The 26727-nt window shown below is 55.2% G+C and carries 17 protein-coding genes and 1 pseudogene; 9 read left to right on the top strand and 9 right to left on the bottom strand.

The features are described 5' to 3' along the window. From JAO29_RS22140 to JAO29_RS22125, 4 genes and pseudogenes are all read right to left on the bottom strand, one after another. A pseudogene (locus JAO29_RS22140) lies at positions 1-380 on the bottom strand (hypothetical protein); the annotation flags it as partial. 74 nt (positions 381-454) lie between these two features. Further along, positions 455-1249, bottom strand: a complete 795-nt coding sequence (locus JAO29_RS22135) for an SDR family NAD(P)-dependent oxidoreductase (RefSeq protein WP_334270457.1) — start codon at positions 1247-1249, stop codon at positions 455-457. A 274-nt stretch (positions 1250-1523) separates the two neighbouring features. After that, positions 1524-3416, bottom strand: a complete 1893-nt coding sequence (locus JAO29_RS22130; RefSeq protein WP_442886467.1) for a CRTAC1 family protein — start codon at positions 3414-3416, stop codon at positions 1524-1526. Between the two features lie 144 nt (positions 3417-3560). After that, on the bottom strand, positions 3561-5357 hold the full coding sequence (locus tag JAO29_RS22125; RefSeq protein ID WP_334270455.1) for a tetratricopeptide repeat protein: 1797 nt from the start codon (positions 5355-5357) through the stop codon (positions 3561-3563). Between the two features lie 344 nt (positions 5358-5701). Between JAO29_RS22125 and JAO29_RS22120 the strand changes: the two genes are divergently transcribed. Further along, positions 5702-9352, top strand: coding sequence for a TonB-dependent receptor (locus JAO29_RS22120; RefSeq protein WP_334270454.1), 3651 nt, complete (start codon positions 5702-5704; stop codon positions 9350-9352). Further along, complete coding sequence (locus JAO29_RS22115; RefSeq protein ID WP_334270453.1) at positions 9300-10487, top strand: tetratricopeptide repeat protein; 1188 nt, start codon at positions 9300-9302, stop codon at positions 10485-10487. Before JAO29_RS22120 ends, JAO29_RS22115 begins: the two co-directional genes overlap by 53 nt. 69 nt (positions 10488-10556) lie before the next feature. On the opposite strand, the gene JAO29_RS22110 is transcribed toward JAO29_RS22115, so the two are convergent. Next, entirely contained in the window at positions 10557-11480 is a 924-nt protein-coding gene (locus tag JAO29_RS22110) for a LysR family transcriptional regulator (protein ID WP_334270452.1), read from the bottom strand. 133 nt (positions 11481-11613) lie between these two features. Here JAO29_RS22110 and katG point away from each other — a divergent pair, with 133 nt between their 5' ends. Further along, positions 11614-13809, top strand: coding sequence for a catalase/peroxidase HPI (gene katG, locus JAO29_RS22105; RefSeq protein ID WP_334270451.1), 2196 nt, complete (start codon positions 11614-11616; stop codon positions 13807-13809). A 166-nt stretch (positions 13810-13975) separates the two neighbouring features. Here katG and JAO29_RS22100 read toward each other — a convergent pair whose 3' ends face one another. Next, a complete protein-coding gene (locus tag JAO29_RS22100) occupies positions 13976-16252 on the bottom strand; it encodes a hypothetical protein (protein ID WP_334270450.1) in 2277 nt (758 codons plus the stop codon). Positions 16253-16683: 431 nt separating this feature from the next. Here JAO29_RS22100 and JAO29_RS22095 point away from each other — a divergent pair, with 431 nt between their 5' ends. The 6 genes from JAO29_RS22095 (at position 16684) to JAO29_RS22070 (ending at position 23235) form a co-directional block, all read left to right on the top strand. Beyond that, positions 16684-17718 carry a GMC family oxidoreductase gene (locus tag JAO29_RS22095; protein ID WP_334270449.1) on the top strand — a complete coding sequence of 345 codons (1035 nt, stop codon included), beginning with the start codon at positions 16684-16686 and terminating at the stop codon, positions 17716-17718. Beyond that, positions 17718-18563, top strand: a complete 846-nt coding sequence (locus JAO29_RS22090) for a GMC family oxidoreductase (protein WP_334270448.1) — start codon at positions 17718-17720, stop codon at positions 18561-18563. Before JAO29_RS22095 ends, JAO29_RS22090 begins: the two co-directional genes overlap by 1 nt. An 87-nt stretch (positions 18564-18650) precedes the next feature. Beyond that, complete coding sequence (locus tag JAO29_RS22085) at positions 18651-19091, top strand: hypothetical protein (RefSeq protein WP_334270447.1); 441 nt, start codon at positions 18651-18653, stop codon at positions 19089-19091. 163 nt (positions 19092-19254) lie between these two features. Continuing rightward, a complete protein-coding gene (locus JAO29_RS22080; RefSeq protein WP_334270446.1) occupies positions 19255-20409 on the top strand; it encodes a catalase family protein in 1155 nt (384 codons plus the stop codon). Positions 20410-20414: 5 nt separating this feature from the next. Next, positions 20415-21716: a hypothetical protein gene (locus JAO29_RS22075; protein ID WP_334270445.1), complete on the top strand. Its 1302-nt coding sequence runs from the start codon at positions 20415-20417 to the stop codon at positions 21714-21716. Between the two features lie 22 nt (positions 21717-21738). After that, the gene (locus JAO29_RS22070; RefSeq protein WP_334270444.1) at positions 21739-23235 is read left to right on the top strand and encodes a Dyp-type peroxidase; all 1497 of its coding nucleotides are present in this window, start codon (positions 21739-21741) and stop codon (positions 23233-23235) included. 12 nt (positions 23236-23247) lie between these two features. Here JAO29_RS22070 and JAO29_RS22065 read toward each other — a convergent pair whose 3' ends face one another. The 3 genes from JAO29_RS22065 to JAO29_RS22055 are packed head-to-tail and all read right to left on the bottom strand — an operon-like array spanning position 23248 to position 26721. Further along, on the bottom strand, positions 23248-24390 hold the full coding sequence (locus tag JAO29_RS22065) for an N-acetylglucosamine-6-phosphate deacetylase (protein ID WP_334270443.1): 1143 nt from the start codon (positions 24388-24390) through the stop codon (positions 23248-23250). After that, positions 24390-25175, bottom strand: coding sequence for a glucosamine-6-phosphate deaminase (locus JAO29_RS22060; protein ID WP_334270442.1), 786 nt, complete (start codon positions 25173-25175; stop codon positions 24390-24392). The genes JAO29_RS22065 and JAO29_RS22060 overlap by 1 nt, the downstream gene beginning before the upstream one ends. Before the next feature lie 16 nt (positions 25176-25191). After that, on the bottom strand, positions 25192-26721 hold the full coding sequence (locus JAO29_RS22055; protein WP_334270441.1) for a sodium:solute symporter family protein: 1530 nt from the start codon (positions 26719-26721) through the stop codon (positions 25192-25194). Positions 26722-26727: the final 6 nt, after the last annotated feature.

Below are 26727 nucleotides of genomic sequence, written 5' to 3'. Positions count from 1 at the left end.
CCGCGAACCGCCGCTGTCGAATAAATCAAACGCGGAGCAAAGATCGGCATGATGAATTTCGCGGGGTCCGTCTGCCGGTGACCCGAAAGGGCTCCCATACACAAGCATGGTTCCGGCGGAGCGAGGTTGCGCGCAACTTCAGATCCAAGTCCTCCGGCAACGCAGTCGATCGCTCGTTCAACTCCCTTGCACCAGGTCAATTCATTCAGGCGTCCCCTGAGATCCTCGTCGGGTGTGCAGATGACCTCATCACCTCCGCGATTGCGGATGATTGATTCCTGCTCGCACCGCCGGATGACGTTGGTCGTCTTGAATTGATACTGCCGCGCACTTGTGGGTCTGGTCCTGAATCTGCCTTGCATCGTCGTGCAGCGATACAACCGGCATCTACTCCTCCCCCGGATTTCTCGGACTCAGGCGAATCGAAGCTGAGAATCACAAAAACGATGAAACATCATGCAGTCTTGTCGAGCGGCTTCGCCATCTTCTCATGCATTGCGCCCTTTACTGCACCGGGCGTGACGTTCGCGAGAGACCCTTCGAGCTTGATTTTCATAGACGCGGAGTAGACATGATCCTCACCTGCAAGAAGTGCTTCGATTCCCTGGCGCGCTACGTCTTCTGGATCACTTTCGGATTTCCCTTTGGATCCAACTTCGGTGTTATCCATACCTGCACGATGGAAAAAGTCTGTATCCGTCGGACCTGGTCGCAATGCGGTTACCGTTACGCCTGAATCACGCAGCTCGTAACGCAAACTATGCGCGAACGATAATACAAAAGCTTTAGTAGCCGCGTACACGGCCTCTCGGGGCGCCACCATCTCGCCTGCAATGGAGGATGTGAAAAGAATTCTCCCGGTGTCTCTCATTGTCATGTCACGAACGACATACTTTGCCAGTTGTACGGTTCCTGTGCAATTCAGGTTGATCATCTTCAATTCTGATTCAAGGTCTGTCTCAGCGAACAATCCTCCGACACCAATACCTGCATTGATGCAGGCTATATCGACCTTTCGTCCGCTCTGAGAGATCTGTTGCCAAAGGTCGTTCACGCCTTCCTGTGTCGCTAGGTCGGCTTTGATCTCCAAGACCTCGACGCCGAGTTGCCGTAGGTCGTCGGCTGCCTCCTCCAGCCGTTCACCTGCTGAACAGATGGCGAGGTCATAACCTCGCCGCGCAAGCTCAGCAGCCAATGACCGACCGATGCCGCTTGAAGCTCCAGTTACAAGTGCGAAGGGTTTTGCCATAACCAAATCTCCATAATTGATGTTTGTGAACACGCCTCAGTGCCGGCTCAAGCAAGTCCAGGAAGGAGCGCAGCTGATCTCAAGGAAGGGCACTCTCCACTAATCCGACGTCTGTGTCGGCGGGAATCGACGAACGTGCCCAACTCTTGTTCGGATGCTACCTTCAGCCATCACGTGGCTTAGGCAGCAAAATGCCGAATTGCCTTAACATTCCTTGTAGAACGATGGCCTTTTTGCGCCTGGATTCCCAAGCGTCTACGGGATGAGAGATCTATCAGGAAGGGGACGCTGCGGGTTCAGTTGGAGTTCTTCCCATGGGAACGCTCTTCAGGAGGGTCCCGCCTTCCTGAATTACATAGAGCCTGTTGGCAGCAAGCCCCGGAAGTTTGTCGATCGCGCCGGAGGGCCAACGGATCTCGATGTCTGCCTGACGAGCCATTTCGAGTCCGAAATGGATACGGAGATCGTTTTGCGAGAAGTAGCTACCTCCGCTGCGAACCTCATCGATTTGAACAAACGGCTTCGGTTGCGATGCCACTTGGGTTGTGACGGTGATTCGTGCGCCGATGCCACTGCGATTGGATTTCTTGCCTACGGTCCGGATTTTGATCCAATTCCGACCTGTGGTGGAATCACACCGGATAAGCTGGGGAACGCTGTTGACGCAATTAACAATGATGTCGGTATCGCCATCATTATCGAAATCTCCAAATGCCGTGCCACGGGCCGCCGCTGTTGCTGTCATTCCGGTACCGGCTTCGGTCGTCACCTCTTCGAACTGTCCGTTACGAAGGTTGCGATAGAGGTACTTGTGCTGTGAATAGGGGGCATCCACGTTTGTACCTTCCACCTCCGGGTAAACATGACCGTTTGACATCAGCAGGTCGGGCCATCCGTCGTTATCCATATCGAAAAAGCCCACGCCCCAGCCAAGAAACCGGGTGTTTACGCCCAGGCCGGACAAGTAGGTGTGATCGTCAAAGTTACCCCCACCCAAATTGACGTAGAGTGAGTCTGTATCTCCGGCGAAGTTAGTCTTGACGATGTCGAGGAGACCGTCGCGGTTGAAGTCACCAACCGATACTCCCATTCCTGCCTGGGGTTTTCCGTCAGGAGAATATGCGACCCCAGATTCGATCGCCACATCTTTGAACGTACCGTCCTTCTGATTTTGGTAGAAGGTGGATGCTGTCGAGTCATTTGCCACGTAGATATCGGGCCATCCATCACCATCTAAATCTGCCACGGCAACGGAGAGTGCATAGGTGCCGATCGTGTTCCACATGCCGGCTTTCTCCGACACGTCCGTGAAGGTACCGTCGCCGTTGTTGCGATAGAGGATATTCTTCCCGCCCTGAAGTCCCGGCGGACCGCAGGCTACCTGGATGCCTTTGTAAGCGCAACCTGCGGCCTCTGGTAGAGGAGCGGTCTTGATGTCGAAGTCAATGTAATTGGCGACAAAGAGGTCGAGATTGCCGTCTCGGTCGTAATCCAGAAAAGCACAACCTGTGTTCCATCGCGTCTTCGACTGCATAAGACCGGACTTTACGGTAACGTCTGTGAACGTACCATCCCCGTTGTTGCGATAGAGGGCATTCTGGCCATAGTAACTGACAAACAGATCGTTCCATCCGTCGTTATTGTAGTCGCCCACACAGCAGCCCTGACCCCATCCACTTCGCGCCAAACCAGACTTCTGTGTCACATCGGTGAAGGTTCCGTCCCTATTATTTTTGAACAGGTGAGATATCGGCTCCTGTCCTTTCGGGAACCCTCCGATACGAGAACCGTTGACGATAAAGATATCTAGCCAGTCGTCATGATCGAAGTCAAAGAAAGCGACACCGCAACCGGTGGTCTCTAGAAGGTATCTGTTCTTGTGCTCACCTCCATAGATAGTTTTGATGTTCAACCCGGATTGTCGCGCAACGTCGATGAAGCTCACTCCGAGTGGGGTGCCCGTTACAGGAGATGGCGGCCCTTTTGGAGCAGGATGTGGTTTTGCGTTATAGACAGGACGTGATCCGAGCTGTGTGGCCTGAGGCGATTGTGCCAGCGAGAGAACATCGTCGAGCGAAAGAACGAGGGCAGTTCGGGAGAGAGAGGTTAGAAACATTCGACGGGACCAGATCAAGATTAAGAGTCTCCCTTCTGCGGCCGGGCTCATGGCATATGGAACTCGATTGCCATAGGTGCCGGAAGTATAGAGAACCACTCGCAACGAGGCAATGCGTTATGCAGGCATCTGGTGATCGCAAAGCCAACCTTGTGCTCCATAGAGTTTTTTACTGCGGCATGGCCACGCCCTCTCTCAACGTCGAGACTCTCTACTGGGCTCTTGCGCGTGCGCCAGTCTCTGGGCCTGCTCGCGCTCCACGGCCGCATCAGCAATGCGACCCTGCCGAGTGAGCGCCTGCGCTAACGCGACGTGAGCTTCACTATAGTTTGGATCTGCGGTAACTGCTGCCTGCAGCTGTTCGACTGCTTGCTTCACGTTTCCCTGTTTCAGCAGGGCCCGTCCACTGTCGAGAGCAAACTGCGACCGCTGACGACCGACGGCCGCACGGCTGAGATCCGCGGCGATCCTGCGCTCCGATACGGCGCCTGTCGTGTCACCCAGCTGAACCAGAACTGACGCAAGAGTAATGTGTGGACTTGGCTGAGCGGGCATCAACTGGATCGCATGCCGTAGAGCGACTATAGCTTTCTGGGGCTGATCGTTCTGCTTATAAACATTTCCCAGCATCGCCCACGCATCACCATGATCCGGCCTTAGCGTCGTAGCACGCTCAAGCTGCGTTTGGGCCTCGGGGAAACGCGCAAGCTGCATATACAAGATGCCCAGTGTGTATGGAGGATCAGGAAGGCTGGGATCCAGGCTCGCCGCCTTTTCGAACTCGAGAATCGCGGCGTTGACATCGTCTTTGAGCTTGTAAGCGAGTCCGAGATCATAGTGGAGTTGAGAATTGGAGGGAGCGATAGCCAAACCCGCGAGGAACTGCTCGATCGCATGATCCAGGTCAGCCTGTTGCAGGTAAGCGACACCAAGATCCTCACGCAGCGTTGGACTTCCTGGTGTGAGCCCGAGGGCCTGCTGGAAGAGAGAGATAGCGGTTTTGGCGTCTCCCACTTGTACGAGCGCGAGCGCATAATTTGTCAGCACTGAGCAATCATCGGGCTTGGCCTTGATCGTGCTTTGGAAAAGAGGAATGGCGTCTCTTGGATTTCCACTTGCCTGCAGGCTGAGCGCCAACTCATATCTAGCGTCTATCGAGGTAGGGGCAAGCTGGACGGCTTGACGCAAGATACGTATCGACTCCTCATCCTGGCCGACGGCGCGCAGCGCACGGCCAATCTGGACCGCATATGCGGGATTGTTGTCTACAAGGTAATGCGCCTGAGTGAGCGGAGCTAGAGCATCGCTGGGATTGCCCTCAAGAAGATAGAGAGAACCCAGATGATAGAACGCCGAAGATAGCCCAGGATCGAGTTCAATGGCCTGCCGGAAATACGTCTCAGCTTCGCCATATTGCTCCCTTTGAACGAGTACGGTTCCGAGTGCATCATGTAGGAGGGCGCTCCCTGGGGACTCTATAAGGGCTTTTTCTATACGATCCTCTGCCAGGTCAGGCTGCGAGTTGGCCTCAAGCGCGCTCGCGTAGGCAATTACCTGTTCCGGTGTAAAGGGTTCGTGCGCCTCGTCCGCGGCCCTAAACAGCGGGATGACTGCTGCTGCTTTGTCATTGAGTTGCACATGAGCGAAAGCAAGGTTGAGAGTGGTACCGTTGTCACCGGGATCGAGCCTATGAGCTTGCTCCAACTCGGCCATTGCTGCTTTAGGATTGTTCTCAGCCAGCAGCACGGTTCCGAATGCGCTATGGCCCGCGGCCACCTTAGGCGCGAGTCGGACGACGCGGGCAAACTGCATATGCGCCGTGCGAAGATCGCCGCGCTGGTAGGCCTCTGACCCAGCACGAAATGAAGCAGTCGCGGGGTCACCCTTTGTGGAGGACGGACCACTTCTGACCTGCGCGACCGCCACTCTGTCGACGAACAGGACCAGCAAGGCAATGCACATGATAACGGGTCCAATGAGACGTTCTCGCATTGACGACGGGCCTCGTGTTGAAGATCGATCCTGCATCCCGGACACCGATCGCGTAATTCTATTTCAGATCTGCGGGCCTTCACGCTGAATACGGCTCCGCTGGGGAGATGCTCCTGAATAGACCACAAATTAGCCGTTGACATTCACTCTTGATGTATGTAGTGTTCGCGTTCGCAGGCATTGATGTAGCTATTGCGGTAAGGCAGTTCTTGGATCCCCAGGTTCAAAGATCCTGTCTCAGTCAGAGGAGCTTGCGAAAACGAGATACGCGTCGCACCCGCCTTCGCAAAAGCATCCCCCGGGGATGAGACAAGACCAGCAACATCCTTCAGGAGAGTCTTGTCATGAATGTGGCGACACGAATTAGGTGGATCACCGCTGGCCTTTTGGCAATATTTTCAACCTCAATCTACACTTACTCGCAAGCCGTCTACGGGTCGATCTATGGAACCGTAACCGACGCGTCTTCTGCAGTAGTGCCTAATGCCACTGTGACCGTGACGGACGTTTCGAAGGGGACGACGAATGAGGTTCAGAGTAATGCCAACGGCGAGTTTACGGCCGATCATCTGATTCCTGATATCTATGACGTCAAGGTTTCAGCTGCCGGATTCCACAACTTCCAGCAGACAGGAATCCAGGTATTTGCAGATACCTCGGTTAAAGTACAGATCGTACTTACGGTTGGTGCTGCCGACCAGACCATTGAGGTCAATGCAGACTCAGTTCCGTTGCTCAAGACGGACAGGGCGGATGTTTCGACTGTCTTCGGCGCACAGGAGATTCAAAACCTGCCGATCCCTGGACGGAACTTCACAGGCTTGCAACTCCTGCTGCCGGGGGCCCAGGAGATGGGATGGAGTCACGCCGCCAGTGAGAATCCGCAGGGCAGCAAACAGATCATGGTGGATGGACAGGCGTTTGCCGGTGTTGCTTACGAACTGGATGGAACGGATAATCAGGACCCAATCCTCGGGATCATCGTGGTGAACCCGAATCTTGATTCCCTTTCGGAGACGAAGATCACCGTACAGAATTTTGACGCCGAGTTTGGGAAAGCGGTGTCTTCCGTGGTCACAGCACAGACCAAGTCGGGATCAAACAAGTTCCATGGATCGGCCTTCGACTATCGGCAGAGCGCGGCCAATTTAGCCAAGAACCCGTTCACGCAAGGGCCGCTTCAAGGCAAGGTTCCCCAAGCTTTGAAAAACCAGTTTGGCGGTTCAATAGGCGGTCCTGTATTGAAGGACAAGGTTTTCTTCTTTGGAGACTATCAAGGTGTTCGACAGAAAGTCGGCACGTCCAATACACAGACGGTCCCATCTTCGCTCCTGGTCGAAACCTGCCTCGGAAAACAGGTCGGACCCAGTGGAATCCCGGGCTGCGACTTCAGCGAGTATGCCGCCAATGTAACTCCAGCCGGATCTGGCGTCATCTATCAGAAAAGTGGCCAACCTTATCCCGGTAACGTCATTCCTGCTTCACAGGTCTCCACCCAGGCAAAGAATTTCTTTGCCCTGCTTGAACCTTACAAGCCGAACAATCCCGGTACCTTCAATGGTCTCAAGAATAATTACAGCGGCAGCGGAACCGGCGGACTGAACAGCGATCAGTGGGATGTGCGCGGCGACTACCAGATGAACGAGAAGGTTCATTTCTTTGGCCGTTTCAGCCGGTTCACTGACACACTTAGTGGCACAACGATGTTCGGTGATGCAGGAGGAGCCGGATTCGGTATAGGTGGATATGGAGGCACATCAAAAGGTGCGAATGACAGCGTTGCAGTTGGTGCAGATATTGCTGTGAATGCAAAGCTGGTGACAGATGTTCGCCTGGGCTACTTCCGTTACAACATCATCACGTCTAAATACAATCAGACGGTACCGTTTGCTGACCAGCTTGGTATTCCCGGAATGAATACGGGCGTTCTGGCTACCGGCGGAGCTCCAAGTTTTCAGCTGGCGGAGGTTGGTTCAAGTACGGGAGCAGAGCCCGCGAATCCACAGAGCCAGGGACCGCAATACGGTGCGGGCCTCAATGTCGACCGGTGTAACTGCCCTCTGACAGAACGGGAAGATCAGTACCAGTTCGTTAATAACTGGACCAGGATATTAGGCACACATTCCATCAAGATCGGGGCCGATCTACGTTACGCTCGCAATCTCCGCGTGCCAAGCGACAATGACCGCACCGGAATTCTGTACTTCAGCAATCAGCCTACTTCAAACCCATCTATAACGAATGGGTCGCAAGGGGGGCTTGGATTTGCCACATTTGTTCTCGGCCAGGTTACGGGTTTCAAGCGATTTGTAAGTACTTCTACCAATGCCAAGGAGTTCCAGAAACGCGACTTCTTCTATGTGCAGGATACTTGGCGCGTCACGGACAAGCTCACGGTCAACTACGGCCTTCGGTATGAGTTCTATTTCCCCGAAACGATCAACGCGGCGGCAAGTGGTGCTCTTCTGGATATGAATACCGGATATCTCAACGTGGCCGGAGTGGGCAACATCGCCAGCAATATGAACTGGGGTCGAAATACGAATACCTACAGTCCCAGGGTGGGCATTGCGTATCAGATTAGGCCCGCCACTGTTATCCGCGGCGGTTATGGACGGAGCTTCGACATTGGTGTTTTCGGTTCGATCTTCGGGCATGCCGCGACACAGAATCTTCCAGTCCTCTCCAGCCAGGAGGTCGTCGCAACTGCTGGCCCGTTGAGTCAAGCATTCTCGCTTGCATCCGGGCCACCTGCTCCCAGCCCTATACCGGTGCCCTCAAGTGGACTCCTGCCAAACCCTGGTTACGCTGTCAGTTCACGCGCTCGCCCCAATCCCCTTCGGCTTCCTACTCTTGACGCTTGGAATTTGAGCCTGCAACAGTCACTGACCTCCACGCTGTCGCTTACGATTGCCTACGTCGGGAACAAGGGCACGCATACGATGGGAGACAACAGTGCCAATACAAACAACCCGAATGAAGCGGCTATCTTTCTGCCCGCAGAATACAGCATCACAGGTCAGCCCCTGCACTACGATTCCTCCGTCAGTTCGACAACGAACTATGGAGTCAACGCACTCAACGGCCAACCTGTTGCTGGCATCGCCCCCAATGGGGGAACCAATAACTCCACCTATCTGCAACGCTATTACGGCGGAAAACTTTCGGCATGTTCAGATCCGGCCTATCACGTAAGTAATCCTCTTATCTCAGGCGGCCAGTGCGGATGGACCAATGGAATCACGAACTACAGCAATAACTTCGACTCGCACTACAACGCTCTCCAGGTCTCGTTGGCCAAACAGTTCAGCCACGGACTCTCTCTCAATGCCAACTACGCCTGGCAACGTGCAACGAGCTATGCAACAAATTTCTCAACCTGGGACAAGAGAGCTGTCAAAGGCCGCGACAGCGCCCTCCGGCAGCAGCAGATCATCGTTTATGGCTTGTATCAGCTACCATTCGGTCGCAATAAACCTTTCTTAAGCCAGGCAAACGCTTTCGTCAATCAGATCGTCGGGGGATGGGAGTTGGCCCCGGTCCTGAACTACTCGAGCGGTCTTCCCTTTACCCTCTCCTACAGCTCATGCACCAACAGCGTTCCTTCTTCAGCTCCATGCTATGTCAATGGAAATCCCGGTGCATTCCAACCGCACATATCCGGATATCCTGGACACAATCTGACCTACTTCCCAGGACAAAAGCTCGGTGGCGCCTTTACAGCGCCCGGTCTTGACCAGATCGGAAACATCGGAAGGAACAGCGTCTTCGGACCTCACTTCTTCAATACCGATCTCGCCGTTCAGAAGAACTTCCCGATCAAGGAGATTCTCGCCGTCCAGTTCCGCATGGACGCCTACAACGTCTTTAATCACATCAACTTCGGCACTCCAAGCGGCAATATCGAACAGGATGGGGCAATCAGCGCTGGTCCCGGTGTGGATGGAACGACCAATCCGCGTCAGCTTCAGTTCTCGTTGCGAGTGCAGTTCTGAGACTCTGACGGTACCAGCGAAAGAGGAGGGCTGGGGCCTCCTCTTTTCGCTGTACACTCATCCCACCATGGTTCGCCTTCATCTGCACCCGGCTACCGCTACCGCTACTGCTCTGTTGTCCGTTGGCTTGATGGCGCCGGCACAACAAGGTCCCAGAGCCTCAGGCCTGCCCGATGCTCCAGGAGAGCCTGTTGCTAAAGTCTCTGAGATTCGGGCTCTGATCGACCGTGGACAAGCGGGCCCAGCGTTGCAGCAGCTGGACAAGTTGAAAGCGAGCTCACCGAACCTTCCAGGACTAGATCGATTACGTGGGATTGCTCTCTATAGCGAGAACCGGTTTGCGGAAGCGGACGCGGCCTTCGTATCCGCTATAAATCTGAATCCAAAAGATGAGGAAGCAATCCAGATGCGAGGGCTGGCCCTCTTCCGAGCGGGTAAGCCGGCAGAAGCAATACCTCTGCTCGAGACCGCACACAACTGGAACGCGGAGACAAAAACCGATCCCAGCTATGTCCTGGCGCTCTGTTACATCGATGCGCGTCGATTTGATGACGCTCGCCATGCCTTCGCCACTCAGTACGGGTTTCCGCCAGACTCGGCAGCAGCTTATCTGCTCGCAGCTCGTATTCTTCTCCGGCGAGAGTACGTTCCGGTCGCAAAAGAGTTTGCGACCAAAGCTGTGGAGCTGGATCCCGCATTACCGCTGACCCATGTGCTGTTAGGAGAGATCGCCTTGGCAGGCGAACACGTGGAGGAGGCTATCGCCGAATTTGAGAAGGAGCGGAAACGCAATCCCCTGGAGGCCAGCAGTTACGACAGGCTCGGCGACGCGTACACACGCGCCGGGGACTATACCAAGGCGCAACAAGTATTGCAGCAGGCAATTCTTCTTGAGCCCAGTTCGACGGGCCCCTACATCCTGCTTGGCAAAACCTTTCTCAAGCGTCAGGATGCTGTAAATGCTGCTATGTACCTGGAACGAGCTGCGAAGATGGATCCCTCAAACTCGATGACACATAACCTGCTGGGGCAGGCCTACCGTCAGCTGGGACGAGCAGATGAAGCCAAACAACAAGCGGAGATAGCGCAACGAATACGATCTCGTAACGAACCCAGACTTGAAAGCATCAAGTAGACCGATTCAACATCCCCGATGAGAGTCGAGGGCACGGGTTCGGTAACAGATCTTCGCAAGGAATAGCCATCACCCTGAAGAAGAACGATTCGCAGAGTGTGCTTTCACGCGTAGACCAGCCACCTTCTTTTCCCTTACCCCGGAAACAAAAGCCTGCTGTACTCGGTTCAAGCTGCGCCCCCTGAGAACTGCAGCGATGATGGTGCGTTTAGCGCGTACGTCTCTCAGGCGGACATAACGGCAGCCCATATTCCGATCGATTGCCATCTCCGGAACCAGCGAAATGCCGATACCGGCGGCGACCATTCCGAGAAGACTGCTGAACTGCCCACTCTCGAAGGCAATGTTTGGTGTGATGAGGGCGTGGGTGCAGGCGGCAATGCTCAGGTCACGGAAGCAGTGGCCGTCGCGCAACATGACAAAGGCGTCCCCACGAAGCTCGCTGAGCGCGAGCGACTCCGCTCCCGCGCAGGGATGGTCTTTTGGCAAGACCGCATAGAGTGGCTCTGTGCGGATGGGAAACAGTTCCAGGTCCTTGTGGCGCAACGGAAGCGCCAGGATTGCTATATCGATGGATAGATCCCGCAGACCTTCAATCAGCACCGGCGTTGTCTCCTCGACGATGCGTAACCTGGCCTCGGGATATCTCTTCGCAAAGGCAGCCGTATAGCGCGGCATCAGGTATGGCGCAATGGTTGGGATCACGCCGACGGCCACGCTGCCCCGCACATCCGCATTCTTATCGACCACACTCGATCGTGCCAACTCCATATGTTCCAGAATCGAGCGGGCATGTGGGATGAAGCTATGGCCAGCCTCGGTTAGACGTATGCTGCGACCCAGTCGATCAAAAAGCTTCGCCCCCAGATCTTTCTCGAGCTTCAAGACTTGCTGGGACAGCGAAGGCTGAGCAATCTGGCAGCGTTCCGCAGCGCGGCTGAAGCTGCCTGTATCCGCTACTGCGCAGGCATATCGGAGCTGGTGAAATTCCATAGGTTCATCCTATACCTCGGAGGCGTTTCAGGTATTGGAACTATATCTCCGGTGGTGCTACATTCAGTTCGTTACGATTTGATGCCCGATTTGCGAAAACATTAACGGAATTGAAACCAGAAGGAGAGTACGCATGTCATCCGAAGCGAAGTGCCCGTTCCCTCACGCCGGCAGTGCAGGAACAACGAACAGGGACTGGTGGCCCAATGGCTTGAACCTGAACCTGCTGCATCAGCACTCCTCACTCTCCAACCCCATGGGCGAAGAGTTCGACTACAAAGCGGAGTTCAACAGCCTGGACTACACCGCTCTCAAGAAGGATCTTGCTGCTCTTATGACTGATTCCCAGGAGTGGTGGCCTGCGGACTTCGGCCATTACGGACCGCTGTTTATTCGCATGGCATGGCACAGCGCCGGAACCTACCGGACTCTGGATGGACGTGGAGGCGGCGGACGCGGCCAGCAGCGCTTTGCTCCGCTCAGCAGTTGGCCCGACAACGTAAACCTTGACCGCGCTCGGCGTCTGCTGTGGCCTCTCAAGCAGAAATACGGCAAGAAGATTTCGTGGGCCGATCTCATGATCCTCGCCGGCAACGTAGCACTGGAGACGATGGGCTTCAAGACGTTCGGCTTTGCTGGAGGACGCGCCGATGTGTGGGAGCCGGATTTCGACGTGAACTGGGGCGCGGAGACCACATGGATGGGAACGGACAAGCGCTACTCCGGCGAGCGCGACCTGGCGAAGCCCTTCGGCGCAACGACTATGGGTCTGATCTACGTCAACCCCGAAGGTCCCGAAGGTGTTCCCGACCCCGTCGCCGCAGCCCGAGACATCCGCGAGACCTTCAGCCGCATGGCCATGAACGATGAAGAGACCGTCGCCCTTATCGCCGGTGGCCACACCTTCGGCAAAACCCATGGAGCCGGACCAGGCACACATTTGGGTAAAGAGCCGGAAGGATCCACAATTGAAGAGCAAGGCCTCGGCTGGACGAGCGCTTATGCCACCGGTATAGCCGGCGATGCCATCACCAGTGGTCTGGAGGTGACATGGACGACCAAGCCGACCAAATGGTCCAATGACTTTTTCGACCACCTCTTCAAATTTGAGTGGGAACTCACCAAGAGTCCTGGAGGTGCGCACCAGTGGAAGCCCAAGGGCGATGCAGGCGCAGGCACCGTACCCGACGCGCACAATTCTGCCAACCATCGCGCTCCGGGCATGCTCACCACCGATCTCGCTCTCCGGTTCGACCCGGCCTACGAGAAGATCTCGCGTCGCTTCTACGAGCACCCGGAAGAGTTCGCCGATGCCTTTGCCCGCGCATGGTTCAAGCTCACCCACCGCGACATGGGACCACGCCCCCGCTATCTCGGACCAGAGATTCCGACGGAAGAACTGATCTGGCAGGATCCGATCCCTTCGCTCGACCACGTAGTAGTCGATGAACAGGACATCGCCGCCCTCAAGGAGAAGGTTCTCGCTTCCGGCCTCACCGTCTCCCAGCTCGTTACTACTGCGTGGGCTTCGGCTTCCACCTTCCGAGGCTCCGACAAGCGCGGCGGCGCTAACGGTGCACGGATCCGCCTCGCTCCGCAGAAGGACTGGAAGGTCAATCAGCCCGAGCAGCTCGCAAATGTGTTGAAGACTCTCGAAAGCATTCAACAAGAGTTCAACACCGCGCAGAGCGGCGAGAAAAAGATCTCTCTCGCCGATCTCATCGTGCTCGCTGGCGCAGCCGGTGTAGAGCAGGCGGCGCGCAACGCGGGCATCCACGTCACTGTCCCGGTCACTCCGGGCCGCATGGACGCGTCACAGGAGCAGACCGATGTGGAATCCTTTGCGGTGCTCGAACCGGCGACCGACGGCTTCCGCTCATACACCAACGGCACCAGTCATGAACCGGCCGAAGTCGCGCTGCTCGACGAGGCACAACTCCTCACGCTTACTGCGCCGGAGTTGACCGTACTTCTCGCTGGCATGCGTGTGCTCAACGCCAACTTCGAACAGTCGAAGTCTGGTGTCTTCACCGACAAGCCCGAAGCGTTGACCAACGACTTCTTCCTCAACCTGCTCGATATGGGCACAGTCTGGAAGGCGACCTCGGACGCCCAGGATACCTTTGAAGGCCGAGATCGTAAGACGGGAGAAGTGAAGTGGACGGCAACGCGTGCGGATCTGATCTTCGGCTCGAACGCCCAACTCCGCGCACTGGCTGAGGTCTACGGAAGCACCGACGCGCACGAGAAATTTGTGCACGACTTCGTTGGCGCTTGGAACAAGGTAATGAACCTCGATCGCTACGACATCGAGCAAGTCCGCAGGTAAACACTGCATGCCACATCCACAGAACCCGCCCGACCTGAAACCACGCGGCTTCAGGTCGGGTTTTGCCTTCGGACGGGCGTAGGCACAGGACTTGCTCTGAAGCTTGCAATCTGAATCGGCATCTCAGTCACACGACCTAGAAACGCAGATACCTTCTGGATCCGTATTAAAACGTCTTTAGAAACTCAATGAGTGCGTTCTTGTCTGTATCGCTGAGCGCCGGTTCCTGGGTGGTGAAGCTCGTGCCGAAGTAATGCCCCCGGTTGACTACATAGTCAGGACACTTACTCAACGCAAGCAGATCAGGCACAAGGTTACCGAAGGTTCGTTCAGCATCTGCATTCGTCGCATTTTGCGGTAACGAGGCGAGGTCATACTTCATTTTGACGAGCAATGCGACGACACGAGCTTGGTGTTTCAGCTTATCTTCGCCGCTCAGTCCTTCGCCCAAAAGATCGAGATTGGCGAGCAGGCTGATAGGTGTTCCTTTGGGGATGGGACCGAGGATGATGTCCTGCTCACCAAAGATAGCCGGGAAGAAGCGATGCGCGGGGCTAAGTAGCGGGCGGAATGCATCGGGCAGGAAGCCAGCAGGAATGTCGATATAGCTGATCTCTGTGGTGCGATCGATCATGCCCGGAACTTTATCGCCGAGTAGAGAGTCACGTTCACGTCGCTCTGGCCACAGCATCTTGCCAATGGAGTCGTTGAAAGACTTCATGCGGGAGCCAACCGACGGACTAGGGTCGAAATCACCGACAGTATTGTTCAGGAGGAACGGCGCAGTGGACCAGAGACTGATGAGCGAAGGTGGCCGTGTGTAACCCCGCCCCCCCGCAGGTAGGTGATAAGAGCTTGGCGCTCCGGTATAGGGGTGATAGACCGTGATAGTTCCCGCAGACGGCAGATCCTTGTAGGTCTGTGAGGAAAAGTTGTCCCAGATGTTTCCCGCTATTGCGTTGGTGGCAAGTGGGCTGCAGGCGTTGGTCTGAAGAAGAGTGACCGGAACCCGCTGATCGGTGGAGAGATAGTTGTTCTCCAGGAAGTCTGCAGCCAGCACGATCTTGCGCATCTTCGACTTGAAGTCGTCGGTCTTGGTCCACTCCCAATAACGTTTCCAACAGTTTATGTAATCTTTGCCGGAACAGCCGCTGGGGTCCAGGCCAGGCGCAGGAGCTGGAATCTTGCTGGAGTGACAGCGTGCACAACGTTCTGCAAAGACAATCTTGCCGTGTTCGAGCGTGGCAGGATCTTTCGTTAGATATTTGTCTCCATCGGGAGCATCTTTGAGATGATGCGGCGCAGTGCTCTTCAGGAAGAAGAGCGCCATGTCCGGGGTCTGCATCTGCGTCGCTTGCCAATAGACAGAGTTCTGATTGGCAGTGGAGATTTCAATCGGGGTAATCTTTTCTCCGCCAATTAGCGGACGGAAGTGCGTCAGCCACTCCTCACTGAACAGGCCGATGTTTAGGTAAACGCGATTAAGCGCAGCGAGCACCCCAACTGAGTCAGCCCCGTCTTTAAGGACGCGCGGGGTCTCGACCTTATCTGGAGCCTGGTAGAACCCGGTTAGTGGTCCGGAGTGGATATAGTCGTTGAGCTGCTTGTTATTGAGGCCGCCGCCGGAAAGAACCTCGTGGCCCCATCGTGCCGCCACCGCCATGCGCGCAGGTAGATCATAGACTGCATTCATGCTGCGCGGATTGTTGATGTTGTCGCTGGAGATAAGCGAGGTGTCCAACGTTCCCGGACGTGAAGCATGGAAAAGCTGAACCGGAAAATTACGAAGACTCGACTCCCATGAAAAGATGCGGTCGATCCAGAAATACTGTGCTCCCACATTGGAACTCAGATTCTCCCATTTAGGATTTTCAGGATCAGCAGGCGGCTTGATGGGATTAGGGCCAACATGACAGAAGGCGCACGACATGCCCACACGGTAAGGCCGAACAAGCCTCTTGTCGTTGTAGTAGCTGGGATCATCATAGTAACGCTTTGAATCCCAGTGCCTGGCCGCAGCCCGATCGAAGTCAGGGTTCGGAAACAGCCGCAACCCGACGATTCCCGTGGCATGTCCGTAGTAAGAGCCTACGGGCACGGTCTCGCCCCGAGCTCCAACTCGAACTCCGGGATACTTCGCCTCATTCTCGAAAGGCTCAGGACCGCAGGAGGCATCACGCGTATCGAGCCAGAGACCGAACCGATCCTGCTCGGGACCGGTGGCCTGCCTGTAGCAGGGCTCATTTACCAGTCCAAGATACTCCCAACGATTGGAGCGCTTGGCTTTAAGTCCCGGCCTCGACGATATCGTCTTGAGAAAATCCAGCGTACCCAGACTCGTCGTGGCTAGAGTATCCCACAGCTTGTCATCACCACCGGTCCAGACAAGCCACATGTTGCGGCCCTTAATCTCGTCGGTGGTTAAAGGGATCGCGCCGTCCATGCCGTGGAAATAATCTTCATCAGCTGCGGGAAAAGATTCTGGCGTACGATTGGCACGGCTCGCCTCGTCCTTGGGATGGACGTGTCCCTTGCAGGAGACCAACAACATAGTACTTGCAAGAATGAAGAAACACACGAACGACGATGGTCTGAAACGTCTCACCGATCACCCTCTTCAGTACGTCGCGCAAGCTAAACACACGAGCCCAGGTGAAACTTCGCGGATGTTGCATTCGCAAGCAGGACAACGCACTACAAAGGCAAACAAGGGACAGATCCAGGATTCCAGAAAATCTACCACAGCAAATGGACGGGGAAACAGTAAAAAATAGCTCAGATAGTGATCCGCAACATTACAGATGCGCTCTCGCCACGCGCTATACTCCTCCCACCGCTGCAGCCGAAGGTACCCCGATACGGAGCTTGGATCGCATGAGTGACAATCGGCCAGAGCAGGCTGAATACGAATACATCGTTGTTGGATCCGGAGCGGGAGGAGGAACCGTGGCAGCCCGGCTCGCAGAGGCTGGCCATTCAGTGGTTCTGTTGGAAGCAGGAGGCGATCCCCGTGATTCGACAGCAGAAGCTCCCGCCACCGTGGATAGCCGTTTACCCAGCGATTATGACGTTCCCTGCTTTCACGCATTCGCCTCAGAGAACGAAGCAATGCGGTGGGACTATTTCGTGCGGCACTATCAAAATGATGAACAGCAGCACCGGGATCCGAAGTTTATCGAGACATATGCAGGCAAACAGGTGAACGGCGTGCTGTATCCGCGGGCTGGGACACTGGGCGGATGCACGGCACACAACGCTATGATCTTCATCTATCCGCACGACGAGGATTGGAACGAGATTGCGGACCTGACTGGAGATGAGAGTTGGCGCGCCGACAAGATGCGCAGGCACTTCGAGCGGCTTGAGAACTGCCATCATCGAGGACTCTACCGCTGGCCTGCAAAGCTGGGATGGAATCCTACACGGCATGGATTCGACGGTTGGCTGAGCACCGAAAAGGCTATCCCGATGCTCTCGCTAGGCAATGCAGACCTCATCGAAACCATTGTTGATTCCACGGTAACTGCGGTGAGAGAGATTGGCGATCTGCCTCAGCGAATCCGGTGGGCTGCGGAAGGTATGCTGGATCCAAATGACTGGCGCACGGTGCGACACAACGCATTTGGCATTCGCTACCTGCCTTTGACAACGAAGAAGCATGCAAGAAACGGCGCTCGCGAACGCGTTTTGGATGTAGCGAAGAAACACCTGTTGAAGATTGAGCTGAATGCCCTCGCGACCCGGGTGCTGTTCGAGGAAGATCGTGCAGTAGGCATCGAATACCTGAGCGGCCGAAAGATATATCGCGCACATCCGCATCATGTCGAAGAGAGTGGAGAGGTAAGAAGAGTATTCGCCTCCCGTGAAGTGATTCTTGCGGGAGCGCCTTCAATACTCCTCAACTCTTGATGCTCTCTGGTATCGGACCGCGGGAGGAGTTGGAGGCGCACGGAATCGAGGTGCGTGTCGATCTGCAGGGAGTGGGGCGAAATCTGCAGGATCGTTATGAAATAAGCGTTGTGAACCGTATGAACTTCGATGAATGGCACATCTTCAAAGATGCGCGCTTCAATACGAGCGATCCGCAATATGTGCAGTGGAAGAACAGCAAAGAGGGCCCCTACACGACAAATGGCTCGGTGCTTTCAATCTTCAAACGATCCGCCCCGGACCAGACTGTGCCGGACCTGTTCTGTGTGGCTTTTTTGGGACGCTTCGAAGGCTACTTCCCCGGCTATTCCAACCTGTTTGCAACGAACCTGAACTATCTCTCGTGGGCAGTCTTGAAAGCACACACCAATAACCGGGCCGGGAGGGTTACGCTGCGGTCCTCTGATCCCAGGGACACGCCCAATGTTCACTTCGCTTACTTCGAGGAAGGCACACCGGACAACAACTCCGATCTCGATGCCGTCGTGGAGGGCGTACGCTTCGTGCGAACCCTAACCGCGCCGCTGTTGACGAAGGGTATGATCGCCGAAGAAGAACTTCCCGGTAAGGACATACAGAATGATGAGGATATCCGAGAATACGTGCGCTCTCACGCATGGGGACATCACGCATCATGCAGCTGTGCGATCGGCCATCGCGAGACGGGAGGCGTTCTGGACAGTAACTTCCGCGTGCATGGGGTGCGTGCTCTTCGTGTAGTGGATGCATCCGTATTTCCGAAAATTCCTGGCTTCTTTCTCGTCTGCGCAGTGTATATGGTCGGCGAAAAGGCAGCTGAGGCAATTCTTGCTGATGTGGATTAGACGAGCTTTTTTCTTGACAAAAGCCAAAGCACCAAAGATAGTTGGCTTGCTTTTCTCCCACCAGTTGGAGAAGTACTGGAGATGCTCATGGCTTACTCCGTAGCCCAGCTTCTTACGATGAAAGCCGACGAGTTGGATGATCTTTTCCGTAAGAGTCCGCCTGGCGAAATCCCTAATGGCGAAGCCAATGGAACAGCTATCATCAGTGCGGGCACTTCTGCCTCCTCGGACATTGCGCATGTCGTAAATATCTTCGCTTGGCAGGGAAAAACGTTCGATGCTCCACACGGCACCTTGACCAACCGCATTACGGCACTTGGTGTGAATGCGATTGTCGCCCAAGTCTATAAGGCAGCGAGTCTGTTCGATGGCAATGAATGCATCGTTCTCGATTATTCGAAGACATCACTCCTTGCAAAACATATCCGCGATGAGATCCGCGCGATTGGCCCCGGTCTCTATCTGGGACTGGTTTACTGGGACGATAAACGGACGATTCATTTCGCGCTGGAATTTACGGGCTCCTAATCGAAAACAGAGCATCAGATGACTGCTTTGCAAGCTTCAAATTTCCTCAGGGTCCCCTATACCGATGAACGCCCTCAACCAGCCTGATCACAGTATTCGTAACCCTGATCTACCTATTCCACAGCCAAACACAGGTTCTGTGCTGAAGAACAGGGTCGCCGGGATGATCATAAAGGCTGTCCAGATCGAACGCCGTATTGATCCCTACTTTCGTCCCGCGTTTGATGCGACACTGCGCGACCCGACTGCGCGGGCGATAACAGCTCTCATTAATCTGCAGCGTTCGCGCGATGGTCTGGAGCTCGCCGAAGAACGAATACTGCCGGATGAAGAGCTACATGTGCAGTCCATCATTAATGCATTCAGCGATCAGCTCAGACTTCTGTGGAAGCCCGGACGCTTTGAGCGTGGGGGCAACACGAAAACCCACGGTGTTGTGCGCGGGGAGCTTTTGGTCCATCCAGACTTGCCTCAGCATTTGAGACACGGCATCTTTGCAGAGCCGCGAAGCTTTCCCGCGTGGGTGAGATTCTCAGGACCTGGGCCTTATATCACTCCAGATATCGATGACGTTGGTTTCATGAGCATCAGTGTGAAGCTGATGAAGATACCAGGACCGAAGCTTGCTGAGGATGAGAAGTTCACTCAGGACCTCTTCGGGGTTTCGACACCGACATTTGTGACTCCTGACGTCCGTGCAAATGCTAAGCTGCAACAAGCGAGCCTGCAGAATGCGACGATCTATCACTTCTTAAATCTGCGAGAGTCCCACCTATGTGACCTGATCATGCAGGGATTGTGGACGAAAACACAAAGCAGCCCGCTAGAAGCTCCCTACTTCAGCTGCGTTCCCTATCTCCTGGGCGAAGGTCAGGCGATGCAGTATTCCTTCTGGCCCACGACCAAACACAAAACTAAAATTCCGGGTCTGCCCGGGCGCCCACCAGATGACTATCTGCGGCAGGCGCTGGCCGCGACCCTATCAGGCGGAGAAGCCTTCATGGAGATGAAGGTACAAGTGCAAACGGATGCGCATTTGATGCCTTTAGAGAACGCCAGCGTGCTTTGGCCTGAGCGATTGTCGCCCCGGGTTCCTGTTGCCACTCTCCGATTGCCGCAACAAAGTTCCGACTATCTTTCGCAACTCGCCTTTGCGAGAAAGCTCACATTCAACCCGTGGCATTGCATAGCAGAACATCGCCCTTTAGGAAATCAGGGCAGAGCTCGCAAAGCAATGTACAAGACACTTGCCGCGCTGCGGCAATCAGAAAATGCAGTTGAACACTATGAGCCCACCGGGGATGAAGAGTTGGGGTAATCCGGATGACGCCACAGTCGAGTTTCCTATATGCAGCACCGATCCAGCCTGACCGCAAGGCAGACCTTCGCATTCTGCTCAGCTCGATGAATCATGTGCCTGGCGTAGTTGATCTGCGGAATCCACTGATCCCATTCGCTAAGTTCGAAAATCTGCACTTCGCTCGACTTCTCATCGTCTCTGATCTCGCTGCTGCGGATCGCACTGTCTACAAGCTGCCACTGACAGGACTACCCGACTACCTGGTTTTGATGGGTGAGATCGATGGCGAGGAGGAAGCGTTCCGTCACGAGCTTCTTCGACAGGCAAAGGATGGCGTCGCCAGACTCTTTTCGCATTGCGCTGGATTCATACCTGGCAGCGACCTTGCCAACTTCCTGGAGCAGTCTTCCGTACAATCAGCCGCGAACTACGTGAACTGGATAGGGCGCACAGTCAAGCAGGAGAGAGAAGAACGCGCTCTGAGAGATACCCTTGTCGCGTTCACTGATACAAATGGTTCTGCTCTACGCGAGTTGCCTCCACAACAGATGTGGGACAGCATCAAAACCTTCGTTCGACAGGAGCGGCAGTCCGGACGCTTGACACTGACACCGCTCTCTTCCATGCCGCGAGGCTGGAGGCTTCGAAATTTCCTTCACCTGATCAGCGTCCCCATCGTCCTCCTTTTACTTGCACCACTGTTGTTGCTGTACATCCCTGTCTTTCTATTGCAGCTTCGACATCGAGAGAAGACCGATCCGACCGTAGCGCCACCATTGACACCTGAGCATGCAGCTGAACTTGAATCCATTGAGAACTACGATTGCACAAACCAGTTCAGCGTGTTTGGCAGCCTGAAGCCGGGCATCTCACGAATCTGGTCCATGAGATTCTTCTTATGGATAACCGGGTATGCTGCACAACACATCTTCAATCGTGGCAACCTGGCCCGAGTACAAACAATCCACTTTGCACGGTGGGTTCCCTTCGATGGGGGGAAGAGGATGTTATTTTCAAGCATCTACGACGGCAGCCTCGAAAGTTACATGGATGACTTCATCAACAAGGTAGGTTTCGGCTTGAATGTCACCTTCAGCAATGGCATCGGTTACCCGCGTACACGTTGGCTCATCTTCGATGGATGCCACGATGAGCAGACTTTCAAGAAAGTGCTACGCCGTCACCAGTTGCCGACAGAGGTCTGGTACAGCGCCAATCCTGGATTGACAGCTGCCAATAAACAGAGAAATAGCCTCATTCGCGCAGGAGTGGACGCAATCTCGATGGATGACGACGAGATTCTGGCGTGGGCAGCATTGATTTGATCAACGGATCGCGAGGTTGGCTGTGAGTGATCATCAGGTTGATTTCCAAGACGTACAAGGGATCGTCCGGTTCGGTTACGGTCGCCTGACGGAGGCCGTGTTTTTGCTTCTGAATATCCGGAATGCTCAGGCTGCTCGCGCCTGGCTCCGGCATGCGCCCATTTCGAATGCCGTGGCCTGTGAAGCTGCGCCTTTGACTGCAATGCAGATAGCTTTCACCTGCCCGGGATTACGACAGTTGGGAGTGAAAGAGGATGTAATCAATGGCTTCTCGATCGAGTTTCGCGCGGGCATGGCGAATGAGTCTGGACGATCGCGCCTGCTGGGAGATACGGGATCCAATGCTCCCGAAAGGTGGGAATGGGGAGGCCCGGGGCACGAGCCACATATCTTGATTCTGCTGTATGCGCAGCCCGGACATCTGAACGATTGGATAGAAACCGTCAAGGGAGAGCTGTGGGACAGCGCTTTCGAACTCGTCACTTCTCTCTCGACCACAAATATGCATGGTGTCGAACCATTTGGCTTCAGCGATGGCCTGAGTCATCCTATGTTGGATTGGGAAGGGACAAAGGCCGTAAGCAATCTGGAAACCACTTACACGAATCTGTGCAGCCTGGGAGAGTTCCTGCTGGGCTATCCAAACGAATATGGGCACTACACGGAACGCCCTCTACTCAAGGAATATCACGTACACGAACCCGGGCTATTCTTAGCCCCCGATGTCTCCGGCTTGTGGGACTTGGGCCGGAATGGAAGCTATCTTGTCGCGCGCACGTTAGAGCAGGATGTATCCGGATTCTGGAAGTTTGTGTCGGAGAGAAGCCAAATGGAGGGTGAAGACCACGATACGTTGGCGTCGGCAATGGTGGGACGTAAACGCGATGGAACTCCACTCGTACCTCTTGCTCACGAAAAGATAGAAGGTATTGACCCGAAAGATTCTGAACGCAATCAGTTCACCTTCGATGAAGATGCACAGGGAACACAATGTCCAATGGGAGCGCACATACGCAGGGCTAATCCCAGAAATGCAGATATGCCAACTCCGCCGGCACATGGATTAGAAAAAGTACTGCAGCTTGTTGGTCTGGGAAAGCGCACATTACAAAGCGATGCCAAGGCTTCGACACGGTTTCACCGTCTTCTGAGGCGAGGGAGAGAGTACGGTGTCTTGATGACGATAGACGAGGCACTCGCCGTGGATAGACCTCCCCAACCAAGTGGAATTCATTTCATGTGTATAGTCGCAAACATTGGTCGGCAGTTCGAATTCCTGCAAAACGCCTGGCTTATGAACTCGAAATTCGATGCAATGACAGACGAAGCAGATCCCCTGCTCGGTAATCGCGAACCGATATCAGGAGCCGTAACAGATCGATTTTCGCGGCCCCAGCCAAACGGACTTTGTAAGCGCATCACAGGTATGCCTCAGTTTGTGACTGTCAGGGGAGGCGCCTACTTCTTCCTCCCGTCACTGTCAGCAATCCGGTATTTTGCTTCGCTGGAGACCGAGTGAAGCACATTCCCGTTACGTTCGTTCGAACTGCAGACTTCCCCGCAGCCACGTGGATCCGATCTCGAGCTCGCCTGAATCCAAGATATCGAACAGTACGATGTCAGCTTCTGCTCCGGACACTAACTCTCCTCGTCTGTCCGCGTATCGCGCGGGATTCTTTGTCGCCATCTGAATTGAGTCAGGCCAGGTAATTCCCGCCACCCGCACGGCCCGGCTTATGCCACTTCTGAGAGGCAAGGCTGCTCCTGCAAGGAACGGCGTTCCAACTATGCTGAGTCTTCCGTCCTTCTCCAGCAATACATCTCCACCGACCGCGGCTCGATACTGGCCAGGTGGCATGCCAGCGAGCGAAACAGCGTCGGATATCAGAACGCTTCGCTCCACACTCTTGACGCGCAACATGGAACGAAGCGTGGCTGGCGGCAGGTGGTGTCCGTCAGCAATAAACGTTGCTGTGAGACGATCTTCTGCTAGCTGTTCCCACAAAATGTTCGGATGGCGCGGCAACGTTGCGGCGATCCCGTTTCCCAGGTGCGTGCTCAGCTCTGCACCAGCCTCGGCGGCGGCTTGTATCTGTGCGGGTGTGCAGTGCGTGTGTCCGATTGCAACGTGGATCCCGACAGATCGTAGCTGACCAATGAATTTGATGTGATCCTCAGTATGGGGCGACAACGTCACCAGCGTGATCAAGTTGCCAGAAGCCTGCTGCCACTCGGCCACTTCTTCGAAATCAGGCATGCGCACACTTTCACGCGGGTGCGCGCCACGGGGTCCATCCTCGGGGGAGATATATGGCCCTTCCATATGGACACCTGGCACCATCTGGGCCACGAGTGGATACCTCTCACGCGCGGCTTTGATCATACGAAGGGCATGCACAAGCCTCTGTTGGGATTGCGTGATCAGGGTAGGAAGAAAGGTGGTTACACCCGTTGACACAAGCGCCTCAGCTACAGCGAACACCGTCTCAGGGGTTATCGCCTCCTCGTTCAGATCGTGGCCCGCGTAACCGTTCACTTGCAGGTCGATGAAGCCGGCGCTGATCCACAGAGGCGCGGCGTCCGCACTTTCCTGAATTTTTGCAATCCGCCCATTCTCAATGGCAACTTCAATCGACTTGCCTGTACGCAGATCTCTTCCAGTCACCTTCGTCATTACATCGCCCCGGATGTCCGCTCAGTTGCCAGGCCTGCGGCCGAGTCTGGGTCAAGGTAAACCTTGCAGTTTGGATGCGTACGCAAGGCAGATGCAGGGCACTCTTCGCTCAACGGCCCGGTCAATGCGAGCCGCACCGCTTCGCTCTTCATAGATCCGGGCACACAGCAGAAGATGCTGCCAGATGCAAGCAGCCGTGGAACGGTGAGCGTCAACGCGCGCACCGGCACTTGCTCCAACGAGCTGAAGCACAGATCGTCCACTTGCTGCTGTCGGCATGCCTCATCAAGCGACACAATCTTGACAGATTTGACATCGTTGAATTCAGCAGGGGGATCGTTGAACGCGAGATGACCGTTGGCGCCGATACCACAACACACAATATCTATCGGCGCCTCCGCCAGTGCCGCAGAATAATGCTCCGCAAACTCTTCGGGGTTGATATCCGGCTGCATGCGATGTATCGCAGCAAACGGAACGTGAGTAAAGAGGTGTCGATCGAGCCAGGATGCGAACCGCTGTGGTGCGTCCTGAGACAGGCCGAGGTACTCGTCCATATGGAAGGCAGTGACGCGCTTCCAGTCAATGCCAGGCTCCACAATCAATGCTGCCAGCATCTCAGCTTGGCTCGGCGCTGCAGCAAAGATCATCCGAACACTTCCCTGCTTGGCCACGCACGCGCGAAGTTCTGCCGCAATGTCTGCTGCCGCTCGCGTGCCGAGGTCTTTCCGGGAACGGGCTATGAGATAAGGAACTTTGGCGTCTTGTGCGAAATGGGATTGCATGGAAGCTTATGTCCTCTTACTTTGTGGCGCACGGCACTGACTCTGCATCGGGCGCATGGTCTGTCTGAATCATTCGAATCAGGGTGTCTGCAGCGGGGTTAGTGGAAGGCCATACTAAGCCGACACCGATGTACACGAACAGCGACGAGAGTATAGGCCCTGCTACAGTGATCGTTGTCGTCAGGTCACCCGGGAGCCGCTCAATGCGCGCAGCAAATACGAATTTGATCAGGCCGAACGCGACCGCTCCAACGGCCCACGATGCAATGGCCGCGGGAGCACCCGATCGCCGAAATATTCCAAGCATGCCCAAAAGCATGGGGATCGCAATGGGTCCCACAAGAGCCCCATACCAGAGGATCAACAGCCCCATCACGCCACCGAAATGACCTGCGCTGAGAGCGATGATCATGCTCAGAGATAAAAATGACAGCGTGCAGATCCGGCCTGCGCGCAGTTGAGCCAGGTCGGAGAGCGACGGGCGATTGCCCCGCAACGCCGGAAGGATGTCACGCACGACGACCGCCGAGATGGCATTCGCATCCGATGACGTCATCGCCATCGTGTGTGCAAAGAGCCCGGCGAGAACCAGCCCTACAAGCCCCGACGGCAGGAGCATCCGCGTGAGCAGAGCATAGGACTCAGAAGGATTGGCGAGATGCGACAACAGCAAAGGTGCCGACCACATCGGGAAGAACAGTACTAGCGGCCAGATAAGATAGAGGGCCGCAGAAAGGAGCGCGGCCTTGCGCGCATCCCTCGCCTGTGGCGCTGCAATGAATCTCTGCGCCAGGTTCCAGGTGCCGCCGTTATAAGAGAAGAAGTTGATGAGCAGATACACCGCTGCGAACGTGGCGGTGTATTCGCCGACAAATGGCTGAGTATGGGACGCAGGCAATCGTGACCATACAGTCCACAGCGCAGATACGCCTCCAAGGTGACGCAGTACCGCGAACAGCATCACGAAGCCTGCGACAATTTGGATCACAAACTGGCTCATGTCAGTCAGAGCGTCGGCCCATAGCCCACCAACCACCGAGTATACAAGCGTAACGCCGCCGATTAATAAAACACCCCATAGAGGTGGCACGTTAGCAAATGCCTGAAGCAGGATGGCCGATGCCGTCCACTTCGCCCCGACATCGAAGATCTTCAGTGCGGCGCCGCTCCACGCGAGTAGCTGCTGCGTGGGCAGGTTATATCTCGTCACCAGATATTCAAGCGGCGATATGATTTGGAGTCTCTGCCTGAGACGAGACCATCGAGCCGGAAAAACGCGAGACCCCAGCACGAGAGCTACAGATATTGAGCATGCCCACCAAAGATAGATATTGATGCCGGTGGTGTAAGCAATCGCCGCATAAGCAACGAACACTGCGGAGCTGTAACCGCTCATATGATGGGAAACACCAGAAAGCCACCATGGCATGGCGCCGCCAGCCGTGAAGAAGTCTTTCGCGTTCTTCACCTTGGTTCGAGCCCAAAGGCCCATTCCCACCATCACCAGGAAGTAGGCCGCAAGTACGATCCAGTCTAAGCTGCCCATGCCGCT

Source organism: Edaphobacter sp. HDX4 (genome assembly GCF_036877565.1).
Classification (GTDB): Bacteria; Acidobacteriota; Terriglobia; order Terriglobales; family Acidobacteriaceae; genus Edaphobacter.
This window is presented reverse-complemented; position numbering and strand designations above follow the sequence as displayed.